Genomic DNA, 16,177 nt, shown 5'->3' with positions numbered 1-16,177 from the left:
AACGTTATTTATCATGTTAGATTCCAATATTCTAGACTTTCCTGAAGTGTACTCCGAATTGCTGGCGAAAACCGCCGAGTTGAATTTCTCAATGCCTTCTGATGTATATATCGGTACCCTGCTTAAAACTTTGATCGGCTCTAAACCAGACGGACATTTTTTGGAGCTAGGGACGGGAATGGGCCTAAGTCTTTCTTGGATGTTGGAAGGTTTGGCTGAGAAGGCCACTTTAATCAGTGTTGATAATGACCCTGAATTGATATCAATTGTTGGTGATTATGTAAAAGATGAAAGGGTTCAACTAGAATGTATGGATGGAGCAGATTGGATCATGGAATATGATGGCCCGAATTTCGATTTAATTTTTGCTGATGCTTGGCCAGGTAAATACAGTCATCTCGATGAAGTTATTAGTCTGTTAAAGGTCGGCGGGTTTTATGTAATTGATGATATGAGGGCCCAGCCAAACTGGCCCGATGGTCATCAAGATAATGTGGATAGACTGGTAAATGATTTAGAAGATAGAGATGATTTAGTGTTGACTAAGTTGAATTGGTCGACCGGATTGATTATTGCATCAAAAGTCGCTTCTAATTAATACTGAAGATGGAACAAGTTGCACATAGATGGAATGCGAAACAGTACAATGATAAGTATTCATTCGTATACGATTATGGTAAAAGCCTAATAAAATTGCTAGACCCGCAACCGAAAGAGCAAGTTCTTGATTTAGGTTGCGGCTCAGGTCAGCTCACTTCTGAAATAGCTGCCTTTGGTAGTGAGGTTACGGGCATAGACAAGTCTGAATCAATGATTGAAGAGGCTAAAAAGAGGTTCCCGAATCTTCATTTTGAAGTTGGGGATGCCACTTCGTATGATGCCGAAGGTACATATGATGCCGTCTTCTCGAATGCAGCATTACATTGGGTAACCGATTATCAAGAGGCAATCGTAAAAATGTACCAGAATTTGAAACCGGGCGGTAGATTGGTTGTAGAACTGGGTGGTGAAGGAAACGTAGAGGCCATAGTTTCCGCTCTTAGGCATAGTTTGTTGACCCATGGTTTTGTCGAGCAGTCGAATTTAAAACTTTGGTATTTTCCCTCTGTTAGCGAATACACTTGGGCTTTGGAAGCCGAAGGTTTTAAGGTAACTTTTGCCCAATGGTATGAACGATCAACAGAACTTGCAGATGAAGAATCCGGTTTACGTGATTGGTTGGGCATGTTTGCGAAACCTTTTTTCAAAGGGGTCGATAAGAAAATGGTGTCCGAAATAATTTCTGAAGTAGAACAAACTATTAAACCAGAATTATACCAAGAAGGTAAATGGTTGGCAGATTATAAAAGAATTAGGGTTGTGGCCCAAAAAATATAGTTCGAACCTCTCGGGCGCAGTCGAGAGGAGGTGTCAAATTTGAAGCTTGTATATCGGCTGCGCTCGAAAGATTATTTAGCAATTGAATCATGAAAAAACAATGGTTTACCATTTCGGTTTACTCCGAAAACAACGTAGGACTTTTAAATAGAATATCAGGTATATTCTTAAAGAGACACATTAATATAGAAAGCTTAAATGTCTCAAAATCAGAAATAGAAGGTGTTAGCAAATTTACTATTGTTGTCAATACGACCGAGAAGTGGGTTCGTAACATTGTAGGGCAAATAGAAAAACAGATTGAGGTCATAAAGGCCTTTTATCACACTGATGAAGAAACGATATATCAAGAATCGGCTTTATTCAAAATAGCTTCTAATTTGCTATTTGACGAACGTCAGATTCAGAATATCATTAAAGACAATAATTCTCAAATCGTCACCGTGGCCCGTGAGTTTTTTGTAATCGCTAAATCGGGAAGAAGAAACGAAATTGATGAGATGCACGAGCAACTAAAGCCTTTTGGCATTATGCAATTTGTTCGTTCCGGAAGAATATCGGTAACAAAATCTGAAATGCAGATTTCGGCGCTTCTTCAAGAATTTTATGAAGAGGCTTAATTAAATAAGTAAATAATCTATTAATATCTATATTTTCGCTCGTCGAAAGTTTAAAACCAATAATTGAACATTTTCCTGCCGGGCAGGATGAAAAGAAAAATTAACTATGGCAAATTATTTTAATACACTATCGCTAAGAGATCAACTGACCCAATTGGGTAAATGTAGATTTATGGAGTCTTCGGAATTCGCCGATGGTGTATCCGCTTTAAAAGGTAAGAAAATCGTCATCGTAGGTTGCGGTGCCCAAGGTCTTAATCAAGGTCTCAACATGCGAGATTCCGGTTTGGATATTTCTTATACCCTTCGTGAAGGTGCTATTAAAGAAAAGCGACAATCTTATATCAACGCTACCGAGAACGGTTTCAATGTAGGTACTTATGATGAATTGGTGCCTAGTGCAGACTTGGTGATCAACCTTACCCCTGATAAGCAGCATACAGGTGTAATCAAAGCGGTAATGCCATTGATGAAAGAGGGTGCCACCCTTTCTTATTCTCACGGTTTTAATATTGTGGAAGAAGGCATGCAAATTCGTGAAGACCTTACAGTGATCATGGTGGCGCCAAAATGCCCAGGTTCTGAGGTTAGAGAGGAATATAAAAGAGGTTTTGGGGTACCAACGTTAATTGCCGTTCATCCTGATAACGACCCACAAGGTAAAGGTCTAGAACAAGCAAAAGCTTATGCGGTTGCAACAGGCGGACACAGAGCTGGTGTGTTGGAATCTTCTTTTGTGGCCGAAGTAAAATCAGACCTTATGGGTGAGCAAACCATACTTTGTGGTCTTTTGCAGACAGGAAGTATTCTTTGTTTTGATAAAATGTTGGAAAAAGGGGTTGATGCCGCTTATGCTTCCAAATTGATTCAATACGGTTGGGAAACCATTACCGAAGGAATGAAATACGGTGGTATCACCAATATGATGGACCGTCTTTCTAATCCTGCTAAAATTAAGGCATTTGAACTTTCGGAAGAATTGAAGGAAATTATGCGTCCGCTGTTCCAAAAGCATATGGATGATATCATGACCGGTCATTTCTCAAAAACAATGATGGAAGATTGGGCGAATGATGATAAGAATCTTTTGACTTGGAGAGCCGAGACAGGTGAGACCGCTTTTGAAAAGACTCCTGCCGGAGATATGAAGATTTCCGAGCAAGAATACTATGATAACGGTGTGTTGATGGTAGCGATGGTTCGCGCCGGTGTTGAATTGGCCTATGAAAGTATGACCGAGTCAGGAATCATCGGTGAGTCGGCATACTACGAGTCACTTCATGAAACTCCATTGATTGCCAATACTATAGCTAGAAAGAAATTGTTCGAAATGAACCGTGTTATTTCAGATACCGCTGAATATGGTTGTTACCTGTTCGATCATGCTTGCAAGCCTCTTTTGGCCGATTTCATGAAGAAAATAGATGTTGACGTAGTAGGTAAAAAGTTTGGTGAAGGTGAAGGCAATGGTGTTGATAATGCCAAGTTGATCGCTGTAAACAAAGCTTTACGTGAGCATCCCGTCGAAATTGTAGGCGCTAGATTACGTGCGTCTATGACGGATATGAAGCCGATTGTATAAATTTATTTAAACCCTGTTCTGTAATTAACTACTACCTTTGGGTGGTTTTTATCGAACAGGGTTTTTTCTATGCCATATTTTCCTTCCATAGCAGATATAAGAAGTGCTGCCGAGACCATTAGTCAGGTTGCATCTTTAACTCCTTTGACGCAAAGTATTCGGTTGTCTGAACGTTATGGGGCAAACATTATGCTCAAGCGCGAAGATCTTCACCAAGTGAGGTCCTATAAAATAAGGGGTGCTTTTAATAAAATTAATTCCTTAACCGAAAAAGAGCGGCAAAACGGTATTGTCTGTGCCAGTGCTGGTAATCACGCGCAAGGGGTAGCGTTTGCCTGTAATCATTTGGGAATTAAAGGAACCATTTATATGCCTTCGGTCACCCCCAAACAGAAAATTGAGCAAACACAAATGTTCGGTGGCGACTGGGTAGAGGTGGTATTGGAAGGGGACACTTTTGATGACTCTTTCAAGAGTTCCATGAATTTTTGTATCGAGAACAACAAAACATTTATCCATCCTTTTGATGACCCTAAGGTTATTGAAGGTCAAGGTACGGTAGGTCTCGAATTGCTACAGCAATTTAATCAGCCCATAGATTATATTTTCGCTGCCGTTGGGGGCGGGGGACTGGTTTCTGGTCTCATAGGTGTTTTTAAACCTTTATCGCCAAGTACTAAGATCATAGGTGTGGAGCCAGAAGGAGCCCCATCTATGAAAACATCAATTGAAAAGGGAGTGAATACCGAGCTTTCGGCCATTGATAAGTTTATCGATGGTGCGGCCGTTCAAAAAGTTGGCGATTTGACTTTTTCGATTTGCAAAGACAATTTGAGCGATATGGTGGTGGTACCTGAAGGTAAGGTTTGTCAAACCATATTAGACTTGTATAATCGCGATGCTATAGTTGTTGAACCTGCAGGGGCCTTAACCATTGCTACCTTAGACTCTTATGCTGAAGAAATAAAGGGTAAAAATGTGGTTTGTATTCTAAGTGGCAGCAATAACGATATTACACGAACCGCAGAGATTAAGGAGCGAGCCCTCCTTTTTGCCAAATTGAAGCATTATTTCATAGTTCGCTTTCCTCAAAGGCCAGGAGCTTTAAAACAGTTTGTAGCCGAAATTTTAGGTCCTGATGATGATATCACCCACTTTGAATATTCAAAGAAATCGAGCAGAGAAAATGCACCTGCCATCGTTGGTATAGAGTTAAAGAGACCTGAAGATTTACGCCCATTGATGGATAGGATGAAGGCCAATAACTTTTTTGGCGATTACCTGAATGATAAGCCAGACTTGTTTCAGTATCTTATTTAAAATTATTGAATTGTTCTGTGATTTAAGTTAATCCGCAACGATTTAGTAATATTTCTGAGTTTTTTATTCCGTATTTTCGTTAGATAACAAATTTGACAATACATTTTTATATAGCCACTAATGAAAAGCATTCCTGAAGAGTTTCAAATTAAGGAGCTCATTGAACAGAAAAAATATTTAGTAAACGGTGAATTAAAAACTTGGGCCGGTAACGTAACAGAGGTATTCTCTAGTATTTCTTCCACCGAAGAGTATAAACCTACACTTTTGGGCAGTATACCCGATATGGGTGAACCAGAAGCTATGGCAGCCTTAGATGCTGCTCTAGCGGCCTATGGTAAAGGGCAAGGGGTTTGGCCCACCATGCATGTAAAGGATAGAATTGAGTGCATGGAGAATTTTGTTCGTAAGATGGAGACCAAGCGCGAGCAGATAGTGAAACTTTTAATGTGGGAAATCGGTAAATCGCTACCGGATTCGCAAAAAGAGTTCGACCGTACCGTAGAGTATATTTATGATACGATCGAAGAGTACAAAGACTTAGACAGAAATTCGGCCAAATTTCAAAAGCATGACGGCGTTTATGCTCACATAAAAAGAGGTCCGTTGGGGGTTGTACTCTGTTTAGGGCCGTACAATTACCCATTGAACGAAACCTTTGCACTGTTGATTCCGGCCATTATAATGGGCAATACCACCATTTTCAAACCGGCCAAACATGGGGTGCTATTGATTACGCCTCTTCTTGAAGCGTTTCAAAGTTGTTTTCCTAAAGGCGTGGTCAATATTCTCTTTGGAAGGGGTAGGGCCGTGGCCGCCCCTATCATGCAAACGGGAAAGGTAGATGTATTGGCACTTATCGGAAACAGCAAATCGGCCAATGCCCTGCAAGAACAACACCCTAAAAGTAACCGTCTTCGATTGGTGTTGGGTCTTGAGGCCAAGAACCCGGCGATTATATTGCCAGATGCTGATTTAAATTTGACCATTGATGAATGTATTGCGGGAACCTTATCGTTCAACGGGCAGCGTTGTACCGCTCTCAAAGTAATTTATGTTCATGAGCAGGTAAAAGATGAGTTTATGAAACGGTTTACTAAGCGAGTGGATTCCCTTAAATTCGGTAATCCTTGGGATAATGGGGTTAAGTTGACACCGCTTCCCGAGCCTGGAAAACCAGCTTATATTCAAGAGCTGATTGATGATGCCGTTCAAAAAGGTGCGCAGATAAACAATAAAAAAGGGGGGCAGCATTTTGACAATTATATCTGGCCCGCAGTTTTACATCCTGTTACAAAAGATATGAGAGTGTATCAAGAAGAACAATTTGGCCCGATTATTCCAGTTCTTTCTTTTTCTGATATTGAAGAGCCTTTGAACGATATGGCAGAAAGTAACTATGGGCAGCAAGTAAGTCTGTTTGGCAAAGATGTATATACGCTTTCACCTTTAATCGATACACTGGTGAATCTGGTATGTAGGGTAAACCTAAACAGTTCTTGCCAAAGAGGTCCTGATGTGTATCCGTTTACTGGTAGAAAAGATTCGGCCCAAGCTACCCTAAGCGTTCATGATGCACTTCGTTCTTTTTCAATTAGAACATTCGTTGCGTTTAAAGATAATGATTTGAACAACGAGACTATTCAGCAGTTGTTGGAAGCTAAGTTGTCGAATTTCGTAAGCACAGACTATATTTTATAGATTTACTAGTCTTTTTTAGACCATGAAACCTTTGCGGAAGCAAGGGTTTTCTTTTTAATGCAAAAAAAGTTCATATGAGTGTTAGACCTTGAATACCAGCATATTTGTTAAAGAAAAGTCTTATAATCGTTAGACTTGTGTTAATTCTTAACTCTATGTTAGGCTAAAAATAGCCAGTAGGGGTAATATTGCATATATATTGGATAAACGTGTAAAGTCTTTTCCAAATTAACCACTGTAATTTTGTATCAACAAATTAGACAAAGTTCCCGGTTGTCAACTTTAAAGTAAAGAGGGAATTTAAGTTGAACCTACAATTTGGAAGATTATGGAAACAAAAATAAATAATAGTAAAGCCTTGTTCGCCTTAGCGGTGGGCGGCTTTGGAATAGGACTTACGGAGTTTGTAATCATGGGTATTTTACCTGACGTAGCAAAGGGTTTGGATATTACCATCTCTCAAGCAGGCCACTTTATTGCTGCTTATGCTTTGGGTGTAGTAGTAGGAGCTCCCTTGCTCACTCGTTTTAGTACTAAAATGAATTCAAGAACCATTCTTTTGTTGTTGATGGGGTGGTTTACTTTATTTAATACCTTATCCGGTTTTGCAACCAATTACACCGCATTGTTGCTGGTTCGATTTTTATCGGGTCTTCCACACGGTGCATTTTTTGGTATCGGAGCAGTAGTTGCCGGTAAATTGGCACGTGAGGGTAAGGCTGCAAGAGCCATTGCTGTCATGTTTTCGGGCCTTACCATTGCTAACGTCATCGGTGTTCCTGCGGGTACATATATCGGTCACCATTATAATTGGAGTATTTCTTTCTATATGGTGGGCTTGGTCGGTCTTTTGGCCGTTGCCAGTATTTTGTTATGGATGCCGAAATTTGCCGCCCAAAAACCGCAGCCCTATTCTAAGGAAAACAAAGGGCTTAAGAATGGAGAACTGTGGGCTTTGATTGCACTTACTACCATTGGTACGGGAGGCTTTTTCGCTTGGTACAGTTACATAGCACCTTTAATCACTGATGTGGCCGGTTGGGGTGAATATATGGTAGGTTATGCCATGATTTTAGCAGGTTTGGGAATGGTTTTCGGAAACTTTATCGGAGCCAAAATGGCAGAAATCTTTTCGCCTTTAAGGGCTGTCGCTATAAGTTTATCGATAATGGTGGTGCTTTTATTGGTCAATTCTATGTTGGCATTTAACCCGTATATCGTATTGGGTATGACCTTTTTAGTTGGTATGGCAGCATTTACGGTATCCACTCCAATTCAAATGGCGATTATAAATACTTCAAAAGGTAATGAAATGCTCGGTTCTTCAATGAACCAGAGTGCCTTTAACATGGGTAATGCTTCCGGTGCTTATTTAGCAGGGTTGCCAATGACTTTTGGTCTGAGCGTGGTATATGCAGGAGTTGTTGGCTCTGTTTTAGCCGGATTGGGAGTTATGATTGCGATAGGAATTATATTATACCGTCGGCACAAAGCTGGGTACAGCCTAAAAAAGATGGCCTTCGGAAATTAAATAAAGATTATCTCTTAAAGTAAAAGACCGGCCAACAAGCCGGTCTTTTTTATTAACCTATCCACAGTATTGATCATCCATCTTTTTAGAGGAAATACAATTTTTATTTGAGTTATAGCACTAGTCCAAATCAATCTCAATTTTTTTATTCAGTGTTTCCGACAAAATTGCAAATAGTTCATCGGGATTAAAGGGTTTGGTAATTAGTCCGTTGATACCAAATTTCAGAAGGTCGGTTTTTATGGCAGTAGATGTGGAGGCTGATAAAGCAAAAATAGGAACTTTTCGAGTGTAGGGCCTATCTAATTTTCTTATAGCCAAACTGGCGTTATATCCGTCCATAACAGGCATTTGAAGGTCCATTAAAATTAAGTCATATTCATTCGAAGCCGCTTTTTCCACGGCAATTTTACCATTAGTGGCAATATCAAAGCCGACTCCCCATTTTTTCAAAAACTTTTCGACCACCAAAAGGTTGATTCGATTATCATCGACCACTAAAAAGCGTCGACCGAACAAGCTTGACTGGTCTGGGGTATCTTTCTCGTGCAACTCATCTTCGAAAAGTGAGGCAATAGGGTTGCCTTTCTTCAATTTCACTTCAAAGCTGAATGAAGAGCCAGTGCCAAAAGTGCTCTCCACTTTGAGCGATGTGCCCATCAGTTCCAATAATTTTTGACATATGGCCAAACCGAGGCCTGTACCCCCATAAAGACGCGTAGTACTAGGGTTCGCTTCGGCGAAAGATTCAAAGATTTTTTCAATCTTGTCATCGGGTATGCCTATACCCGTATCGATTACGGTAAAAGATAGTTTTGAATCATCTTCCGATTCTTCAACGACTTTAATTTTGAGATTTACTTGACCCTTTTCGGTAAACTTAATGGCATTACTCACCAGATTGGTCAAGACTTGTGATAGACGCGTGCTATCACCGATTATAGAGTCTTGCAATAAGGCATCCTTTTCTATTTTAAAGGATATTCCTTTTTTGGATGCTATGTTACTGAAGATGCTTTCAACAGTTGTCAATACCTGTTTTAAACTAAAATTGGCTTCTTCTAAATGAAGTGAACCAGAAGCAATCTTATCATAATCAAGAATATCGTTCACAACCCCCAGAAGATGCTCGGAAGAATACTTAAGTGTTTCCAGGTTTTCAATTTGTTCTTGCTTGGGATCTTCGATCAAAAGTAAATGGGCGATACCGATGACGGCATTTAACGGAGTTCTGATTTCATGCGACATGGTAGAAAGAAACTCTCCCTTTGCCTTATTGGCCTTGATTTCTTTTTCCCGCGATTTAATGAGCTGCAATTCGGTTCGCTTAAGATTGGTAATATTGGCAATAGTACCGATATAACCGTCAATGGTGCCTAAATCAGATTTAATACAATTGATGGTAAACTTCAGCCAAATCTTCTTACCGTTTCTATCAAGTGATTCCAGGGTTTTGCTAAATGTATTTGTTTCAGGACTTTCTAGATTGATTAAGTTTAAAAATGGCTTCCCTTTCGTATTTTTCAAACATTCCCCAACGGGTTTGCCGAGGGTTTCTTTTACCGGTTGTCCGGTGAGTTCTTCCCAGGCATTGTTCAGATAAGACCAATTTCCGTTAAGGTCGATTTCAAAAATTACATCTTTGATATTGCTGGCCACTTTGTTCAATTGGCCCTTTACCTCCTTTACATTATTTTTTAGCTGTTGGTTTCTTAAGAAAAGTTCTTTTGAGCTTTCTTCCAATATTGATTCGGCATGTTGCATGTCAAAATCGAAAAGACGATAGCTATCATCTACCATTTTTAAAAACGGGGCGAGTTGTTCTAGCTGTTTAGAATCAAGTTGGGCCGACTGCAGTTGTCTGCGTAATTTGTGATGGTACTTCATGATTCTGAAAATGTGGTGATGCACATGGTCAAGTTGTGTAGTGAGGTGGTTTTATATCCGTAAAACGGAGATATTTCACCGTATGAGTAAAAGCCAATGGACTTTGTGTGTTCAGGAAACTGGTCCATGACGGCCACAATTTCATCTGAAACCAAATCGCCCATTACTTTTCGTCTTCCCGCGCAGCTGATCAAAATGGCCAGCTGGTGGTCGTTGTCGTTGCGTTCTATAATTGTTTTGGCCGAAGTTTCGGCCCCGTAAATCAATCGATCGATATTGCCCCTCATTATTCTAACGTAAGAGCCTTCAGGTATTTCTTCTGACATAATGAGACTTTTTTCGTCTTCATCAACCGATAATAAGGCCCTTATTACCGGATTGGTATGCTGTTCGTTACGAACTTTGATTGGGTATTTAAACCCTTCGTTATCAACATCGTTAAAGATATTTGATGGAATTCGGGATTTGTAAAAATCAAGTGCAGGGCGTCCGTCTACTTCTAAAATCCTGTTATTGGAAGATTTGGTTACTAAGCATTCCACGCCATAGCTGTCCCATCCTCCTCGAGCATTGTAATTGACCTGAAGTGAATCACCATAAAGACCCAGGGCAACAATTCTATTGCGTTTGAGTTCACCATTTTCGATGATAAAATTAGAATCGATATAAGTACTTCTACCCGCTAAACCACCGGTAACTCCTATTTCACCTTTCAAGTTGTCGCTCAGACCTTTGAGTAAATCGGAAGCGCTAAGGGTCTGAACATCTGAGAGAATAAAAAGATGCTTAAGGTTACTTTGATCGATATCGTTGGCAAAACTTTTACCGGTAGCATAAATCTCGTCCGCTTCGGCGGGCAAATCAACACCATATAGTTGGATTTTGGTAGACTCAAAATGAACGGCAGCTAGCGCTATGGTACCATCAACGACCTCACGGCCGATAATTTCTCCTACCGTAGTGCCACCTATAATTATAGCTCTCGGATATCTTTTTGTTATCTCAGTTAAAGATTCCTCAACTCCCTCGTAGGATAGCGAGACAAAAAGAAACACCACATCCGGTTCAAAAGAGAGCTCGAGATGGGCTATGTCACTTTTAGTCGTGATTTGTCTTCTAAAAATTTTCATTGATATATGTAAGAAAAAGTTTACACACATCATTAACGAAAAAAAGTCTTAATTCATATATAGAAACAGTATAGTTATCAAGACTAAGGTAGTAGTAGACAAAAAAACAGCCATCAAATCAATGATAGCCGTTTTTTATATTCTCGGTCTGTAAGACCTAAAAAATGTATTAAATATTGCTAGCCAACCAGTCACCGACCTCACTAGTCTTGTATGATTTACCTCCTTCGGACAAATCTTCGGTAACAACCCCTTCGGAAAGGGATTTATTTACAACACGACGTATATCATCGGCCTCTTGTTGTAAACCTAAATCTTCAAACATCATGGCTGCTGAAAGCACGGTAGCTAAAGGGTTCGCAATGTCTTTACCGGCAGCTTGAGGATAAGAACCGTGAATAGGTTCGTATAGGGAAACCTCACTACCAACGGAGGCAGATGGCATTAATCCCATCGATCCCGATATCACGGAAGCCTCATCGGTTAAGATATCTCCGAACAAATTCTCAGTGATGATTACGTCATAGGCTTTAGGCCATTGGACCAATCTCATCGCGACTGCATCAACAAATTCATAAGAAACTTCTACCTCAGGATAATCTTTCTCCATAGCTTGTACGGTCTCTCTCCATAGGCGAGAAGATTCCAGCACATTGGCTTTATCGACACAGCACAATTTTTTTCCTCTGGCCATCGCCATTTCAAACCCTTTTTTTGCCAAACGCTGAATTTCAGCACGCGTGTAGGTCATCGTATCATATGCTGTATTGCCATCATCTTCGCGCCCGCGTTTACCAAAATAAACCCCACCGGTCAATTCTCTAAGAATAATAAGGTCGGTTCCTTCAATTCTGTCTCTTTTCAAAGGAGACTTATCTATTAAAGAAGGAAAAGTAAAGGTTGGTCTTACGTTTGCGAAGAGCCCTAGTTTTTGACGCATTTTCAACAAGCCTTGCTCGGGACGTACTTTGGCAGAAGGATCATTGTCAAAACGAGGGTGCCCTATAGCACCGAAAAGAACGGCATCGGCACTGGCACATACTTCATGCGTATCATCAGGATAAGGTTCACCTACCGCATCAATTGCTGCAGCTCCGGTCAAAGCGGGCTTCCAAGCAATTTCATGTTCGTACTTAGTTGCGATGGCGTCGCATACTTTCACCGCTTGATCAATAACTTCAGGGCCGATTCCATCTCCGGCCAAAAGGGCAATATTTAGTTTCATTTATATGATTTTCAAATTCAAGTTGACTTTGGCATTTAGCTTTTAAGCCATAACCAATCGCACAACGTTTTAAATTATGTTCAACATTTTTTCGGTAGCCTTTATGGCCGAAACCGTTTGGTCAGAATCGAGACCTCTCGAGGTGAATTCTTTTCCATTGAAATCCCAAGTAATAATGGTTTCGCAAAGGGCATCTGAATTACTTCCGGGAGGTATTCTAACGGCGTAGTCTACCAATTTGGGCAATTCCATTTTGCGGCCATGATAAATTTTACGCAAGGCATTCATAAAGGCATCATATTGCCCATCTCCGGAAGCGATTTCCTCATGAATTTTCCCATCTATTTCCAAAGATAGGGTAGTGGATGGTCTTAAACCTTTTGAGTGTGTAAGCACATAAGATTTTACAAACACCTTTTGATGATAATCGGTATCCAACACATCGGAAATGATGTAAGGTAGATCCTCTTTGGTGACCTTTTCTTTTTTATCGCCGAGTTCAATTATTCGGGCGGTAACTTTTTTCAGTTCTTCATCATTGAGAGTAAGGCCCAATTCCAAAAGGTTCTTTTGAATATTGGCTTTCCCCGACATTTTGCCCAATGCATATTTTCGCTTTCTGCCAAAGCGCTCAGGCATTAGATCACTGAAATAGAGATTCTTTTTATTGTCTCCATCCGCATGTATTCCAGCAGTTTGAGTGAATACATTTTCACCAACAATAGGTTTGTTGGCAGGTATGCCCACCCCGGTAAATGCCGAAACCAATTTGCTTACCTTATAAAGTGCTTTTTCATTTACTTCAATGGAGACGTCAGGTAAAAAGTCGTTTATTACCGCAATAGCACTGGCCATGGGTGCATTACCGGCTCGTTCACCCATTCCGTTAACGGTTAGATGCAAACCGTGACAGCCTGCCTTAACAGCTTCCATGATATTGGCAACCCCTAAATCATAGTCGTTATGACCATGAAAATCGATATGCATATTAGGAAACCTTGATATAATCTCTGTTAGATAATCAGAAACTTCATTATGGGTCAAGATGCCCAAGGTGTCCGGTAGCAGTACTCTTTTAACCGGCTGAGATGATAGAAAATCAAGAAAAGCGAATACATACTCTTTTGAGTTGCGCATTCCATTACTCCAATCCTCTAAATAAATATTATTGATAAAGCCTCTATCGGATGCTTTTTTGAAAGTTTCCGCAATCTCGCCGAAATGTTGTTCGGGAGTCTTCTTTAACTGATATTTGAGGTGATTAATAGACCCTTTCGTTAAAAGGTTCTGAGATTTGGCACCTGCATTCTCCATCCAATCCAAAGAAACACCACCATCAACAAATGTCAGTACCTCGACACGGTCAAGATAGTTTTGTTCGTCGGCCCAACGTGTTATCTGCTTTACGGCCTCTAACTCTCCCTCAGAAACCCTAGCGGAAGCCACCTCTATTCGGTCGACCTTCAGCTCATCCAACAACAACTTTGCCAAGGTAAGTTTTTCTGAAGCGGTAAATGATACACCAGAAGTTTGCTCGCCATCGCGTAGCGTGGTGTCCATTATTTCCAGCTGTCTTTTCATTTCTACCCTAAGGTTATAGCGTTCCTTTTTTAATTCAAGGATTTTGAAGGCCCTAGTTAGAAAAAACTGGGGCCGATTTTTTTAGATAGGTCTGTTCTCTGCGAATTCTTGAATATCTTTCTTGATGTTCAAAAGGTAATCGATATCGTCGAATCCGTTGGTCATATTGCCTTTTTTATAGGTGTTGATATCAAATGATTCGCTTTCACCCGTTGCCAAAATGGTTACTTTTTGTTCAGGAAGGTTCACTTCAAACTTGGCTTTTGGGTCTTTTTCAATTTCACCAAAAATCTTCTGAAGGAATTCAGCACTTACCTGAACCGGTAATACCCCGATATTAAGACAGTTGTTTCTGAAAATGTCGGCAAAAAAGCTTGAAATTACACAGCGAAAACCATAGTCGTAGACTGCCCAAGCCGCATGCTCTCTTGAGGAGCCCGAACCGAAGTTTTTACCGCCTACTAAAATTTCGCCCCCATAAATAGGATTGTTAAGAATAAAATCTTCCTTAGGGGTATTATCTTGATTATATCTCCAATCGCGAAAAAGGTTATCGCCAAAGCCTTTACGTTCGGTAGCCTTTAGAAAGCGAGCAGGAATTATTTGATCGGTATCTACATTTTCAATTGGTAAGGGTACCGCTGTAGAAGTCAATATATTGAATTTATCGTATGCCATCTTTTTGTTCTTTGAAATTTAATAAATGGTAGGTATGAAAAAATGAGCCCAAAGCTCTTTTTTAACCGGCTACCACTTCTTGCATTAGTTCTCTAGGATCAGTGACTTTTCCGGTTACAGCAGCCGCAGCGGCCACCAACGGGCTGGCCAATAAGGTTCTTGAACCTGGGCCTTGTCTTCCTTCAAAGTTTCTGTTCGAGGTACTCACCGCTAGTTTGCCCGCCGGAATTTTATCATCGTTCATGGCCAAACACGCAGAACAGCCGGGTTCGCGAAGCTCAAAACCTGCTTCTGTGAAAATATCCAAAAGTCCTTCCTCCTTAATGGCAGCTTCTACCTTATGGCTACCAGGAACCAACCAAGCGGTAACATTATCCGCCTTTTTTCTTCCTTTTACAACGGAAGCAAAAGCCCTAAAGTCTTCAATTCGACCATTGGTACAACTACCGATAAATACAAAATCTATTGGCTTGCCGATCATCGCATCGCCCTCGCCGAATTGCATGTACTGCAAAGACTTTTTGTAACTTGAAGCAGCGCCCTGCGTTTCATCGTAGTTAGGAATGGATTTACTGATACCCATACCCATACCCGGATTGGTACCATAAGTGATCATCGGCTCGATGGCAGAACCATCAAAAGTCAGTTCTTTATCAAAAATAGAATCGTCATCGGTATATAAAGTTTCCCAATAGGTCATCGCCTTATCCCAAGCAGAACCGGTAGGAGCAAATTCACGGCCTTTGATATACTCGAATGTTTTTTCATCAGGAGCAATCATTCCGCCGCGGGCACCCATTTCTATACTAAGGTTACAGACGGTCATACGACCTTCCATACTCATATTTTTAAACACATCGCCCGCGTATTCGACAAAATAGCCCGTTGCACCCGAAGTGGTCAATTGTGAAATAATAAAAAGAGCCACATCTTTAGGTGTTACGCCATATTGCAGTTCACCAGTGATGTTGATACGCATTCTTTTAGGCTTTGGCTGCATAATACATTGAGTGGCCAGAACCATCTCAACTTCTGAAGTACCGATACCAAAAGCGATAGCGCCAAAAGCACCATGTGTAGAAGTATGTGAGTCACCACAGACAATGGTAGCCCCAGGAACCGTTATGCCGTACTCCGGACCGACTACGTGAACAATGCCGTTCTTTTCATGACCCAGACCCCAATAAGAAATACCATGCTCATTGGCATTGGCTTCCAACATTTTTAACTGATTCGCCGATAATGGGTCGGCCACAGGAAGGTGTTGGTTGATGGTTGGGGTGTTATGATCGGCCGTCGCGAATGTTTTTTCAGGATGCATCACCCCAATGTTGCGATTTTTCAACCCGAGAAAAGCAACTGGACTCGTTACCTCGTGAACCATATGACGGTCAATGAACAGCACATCTGGCCCGTTTTCTATTTGGTGGACTACATGAGAATCCCACACTTTATCGAACAATGTCTTTTTAGCACTCATAATCTTTCAATTCTAAGCTAACAAAACTAGTGAAACATGAAGATTTTAAGAAATTATTACATTTT

Annotated in this window: 13 protein-coding genes; 7 read left to right on the top strand and 6 right to left on the bottom strand. The window is 40.7% G+C overall.

Annotated features, from left to right (window positions below; genetic code table 11):
- Positions 1 to 13: 13 nt before the first annotated feature.
- The 7 genes from D1013_RS12830 to D1013_RS12800 all read left to right on the top strand — a co-directional run bounded on the left by D1013_RS12830 (position 14) and on the right by D1013_RS12800 (position 8,131).
- Positions 14 to 598, top strand: a complete 585-nt coding sequence (locus D1013_RS12830; RefSeq protein WP_121849210.1) for an O-methyltransferase — start codon at positions 14 to 16, stop codon at positions 596 to 598.
- 8 nt (positions 599 to 606) lie between these two features.
- Positions 607 to 1,377 carry a class I SAM-dependent methyltransferase gene (locus D1013_RS12825; RefSeq protein ID WP_121849209.1) on the top strand — a complete coding sequence of 257 codons (771 nt, stop codon included), beginning with the start codon at positions 607 to 609 and terminating at the stop codon, positions 1,375 to 1,377.
- An 89-nt stretch (positions 1,378 to 1,466) separates the two neighbouring features.
- Complete coding sequence (gene ilvN / locus D1013_RS12820; RefSeq protein WP_121849208.1) at positions 1,467 to 1,997, top strand: acetolactate synthase small subunit; 531 nt, start codon at positions 1,467 to 1,469, stop codon at positions 1,995 to 1,997.
- 106 nt (positions 1,998 to 2,103) lie between these two features.
- Positions 2,104 to 3,579 (top strand): ketol-acid reductoisomerase, encoded by a 1,476-nt coding sequence (ilvC, locus tag D1013_RS12815; protein ID WP_121849207.1) that lies wholly within the window; start codon positions 2,104 to 2,106, stop codon positions 3,577 to 3,579.
- Between the two features lie 69 nt (positions 3,580 to 3,648).
- Positions 3,649 to 4,899: a threonine ammonia-lyase IlvA gene (gene ilvA / locus D1013_RS12810; RefSeq protein WP_121849206.1), complete on the top strand. Its 1,251-nt coding sequence runs from the start codon at positions 3,649 to 3,651 to the stop codon at positions 4,897 to 4,899.
- Between the two features lie 120 nt (positions 4,900 to 5,019).
- Complete coding sequence (locus D1013_RS12805; RefSeq protein WP_121849205.1) at positions 5,020 to 6,600, top strand: NADP-dependent glyceraldehyde-3-phosphate dehydrogenase; 1,581 nt, start codon at positions 5,020 to 5,022, stop codon at positions 6,598 to 6,600.
- Positions 6,601 to 6,928: 328 nt separating this feature from the next.
- Positions 6,929 to 8,131, top strand: a complete 1,203-nt coding sequence (locus tag D1013_RS12800) for an MFS transporter (protein WP_121849204.1) — start codon at positions 6,929 to 6,931, stop codon at positions 8,129 to 8,131.
- A gap of 120 nt (positions 8,132 to 8,251) precedes the next feature.
- On the opposite strand, the gene D1013_RS12795 is transcribed toward D1013_RS12800, so the two are convergent.
- The 6 genes from D1013_RS12795 to leuC all read right to left on the bottom strand — a co-directional run bounded on the left by D1013_RS12795 (position 8,252) and on the right by leuC (position 16,112).
- Positions 8,252 to 10,018 carry a PAS domain-containing hybrid sensor histidine kinase/response regulator gene (locus D1013_RS12795; protein WP_121849203.1) on the bottom strand — a complete coding sequence of 589 codons (1,767 nt, stop codon included), beginning with the start codon at positions 10,016 to 10,018 and terminating at the stop codon, positions 8,252 to 8,254.
- Complete coding sequence (locus D1013_RS12790) at positions 10,015 to 11,148, bottom strand: FIST signal transduction protein (RefSeq protein ID WP_162987900.1); 1,134 nt, start codon at positions 11,146 to 11,148, stop codon at positions 10,015 to 10,017. Before D1013_RS12790 ends, D1013_RS12795 begins: the two co-directional genes overlap by 4 nt.
- 169 nt (positions 11,149 to 11,317) lie before the next feature.
- On the bottom strand, positions 11,318 to 12,373 hold the full coding sequence (leuB, locus tag D1013_RS12785) for a 3-isopropylmalate dehydrogenase (protein WP_121849201.1): 1,056 nt from the start codon (positions 12,371 to 12,373) through the stop codon (positions 11,318 to 11,320).
- Between the two features lie 69 nt (positions 12,374 to 12,442).
- Positions 12,443 to 13,954: a hydroxymethylglutaryl-CoA lyase-like TIM-barrel protein gene (locus D1013_RS12780; protein WP_121849200.1), complete on the bottom strand. Its 1,512-nt coding sequence runs from the start codon at positions 13,952 to 13,954 to the stop codon at positions 12,443 to 12,445.
- An 81-nt stretch (positions 13,955 to 14,035) separates the two neighbouring features.
- Positions 14,036 to 14,632 (bottom strand): 3-isopropylmalate dehydratase small subunit, encoded by a 597-nt coding sequence (gene leuD / locus D1013_RS12775; RefSeq protein WP_121849199.1) that lies wholly within the window; start codon positions 14,630 to 14,632, stop codon positions 14,036 to 14,038.
- 61 nt (positions 14,633 to 14,693) lie between these two features.
- Positions 14,694 to 16,112, bottom strand: a complete 1,419-nt coding sequence (leuC, locus tag D1013_RS12770) for a 3-isopropylmalate dehydratase large subunit (RefSeq protein ID WP_121849198.1) — start codon at positions 16,110 to 16,112, stop codon at positions 14,694 to 14,696.
- Between the last annotated feature and the right edge of the window lie 65 nt (positions 16,113 to 16,177).

Source organism: Euzebyella marina (genome assembly GCF_003687485.1).
In the GTDB taxonomy this organism is placed as follows: Bacteria; Bacteroidota; Bacteroidia; order Flavobacteriales; family Flavobacteriaceae; genus Euzebyella; species Euzebyella marina.
The sequence above is the reverse complement of the archived record's forward strand: the minus strand, read 5'-3'. Positions and strand labels throughout refer to the sequence as shown.

Bases quoted from the DNA above. Each gene is read 5' to 3' on its own strand.
- leuC (WP_121849198.1), bottom strand. From the start codon at position 16,112: ATGAGTGCTAAAAAGACATTGTTCGATAAAGTGTGGGATTCTCATGTA.
- leuD (WP_121849199.1), bottom strand. From the start codon at position 14,632: ATGGCATACGATAAATTCAATATATTGACTTCTACAGCGGTACCCTTA.
- D1013_RS12790 (WP_162987900.1), bottom strand. From the start codon at position 11,148: ATGAAAATTTTTAGAAGACAAATCACGACTAAAAGTGACATAGCCCAT.
- D1013_RS12780 (WP_121849200.1), bottom strand. From the start codon at position 13,954: ATGAAAAGACAGCTGGAAATAATGGACACCACGCTACGCGATGGCGAG.
- D1013_RS12805 (WP_121849205.1), top strand. From the start codon at position 5,020: ATGAAAAGCATTCCTGAAGAGTTTCAAATTAAGGAGCTCATTGAACAG.
- D1013_RS12800 (WP_121849204.1), top strand. From the start codon at position 6,929: ATGGAAACAAAAATAAATAATAGTAAAGCCTTGTTCGCCTTAGCGGTG.
- leuB (WP_121849201.1), bottom strand. From the start codon at position 12,373: ATGAAACTAAATATTGCCCTTTTGGCCGGAGATGGAATCGGCCCTGAA.
- D1013_RS12830 (WP_121849210.1), top strand. From the start codon at position 14: ATGTTAGATTCCAATATTCTAGACTTTCCTGAAGTGTACTCCGAATTG.
- ilvN (WP_121849208.1), top strand. From the start codon at position 1,467: ATGAAAAAACAATGGTTTACCATTTCGGTTTACTCCGAAAACAACGTA.
- D1013_RS12795 (WP_121849203.1), bottom strand. From the start codon at position 10,018: ATGAAGTACCATCACAAATTACGCAGACAACTGCAGTCGGCCCAACTT.
- ilvC (WP_121849207.1), top strand. From the start codon at position 2,104: ATGGCAAATTATTTTAATACACTATCGCTAAGAGATCAACTGACCCAA.
- D1013_RS12825 (WP_121849209.1), top strand. From the start codon at position 607: ATGGAACAAGTTGCACATAGATGGAATGCGAAACAGTACAATGATAAG.
- ilvA (WP_121849206.1), top strand. From the start codon at position 3,649: ATGCCATATTTTCCTTCCATAGCAGATATAAGAAGTGCTGCCGAGACC.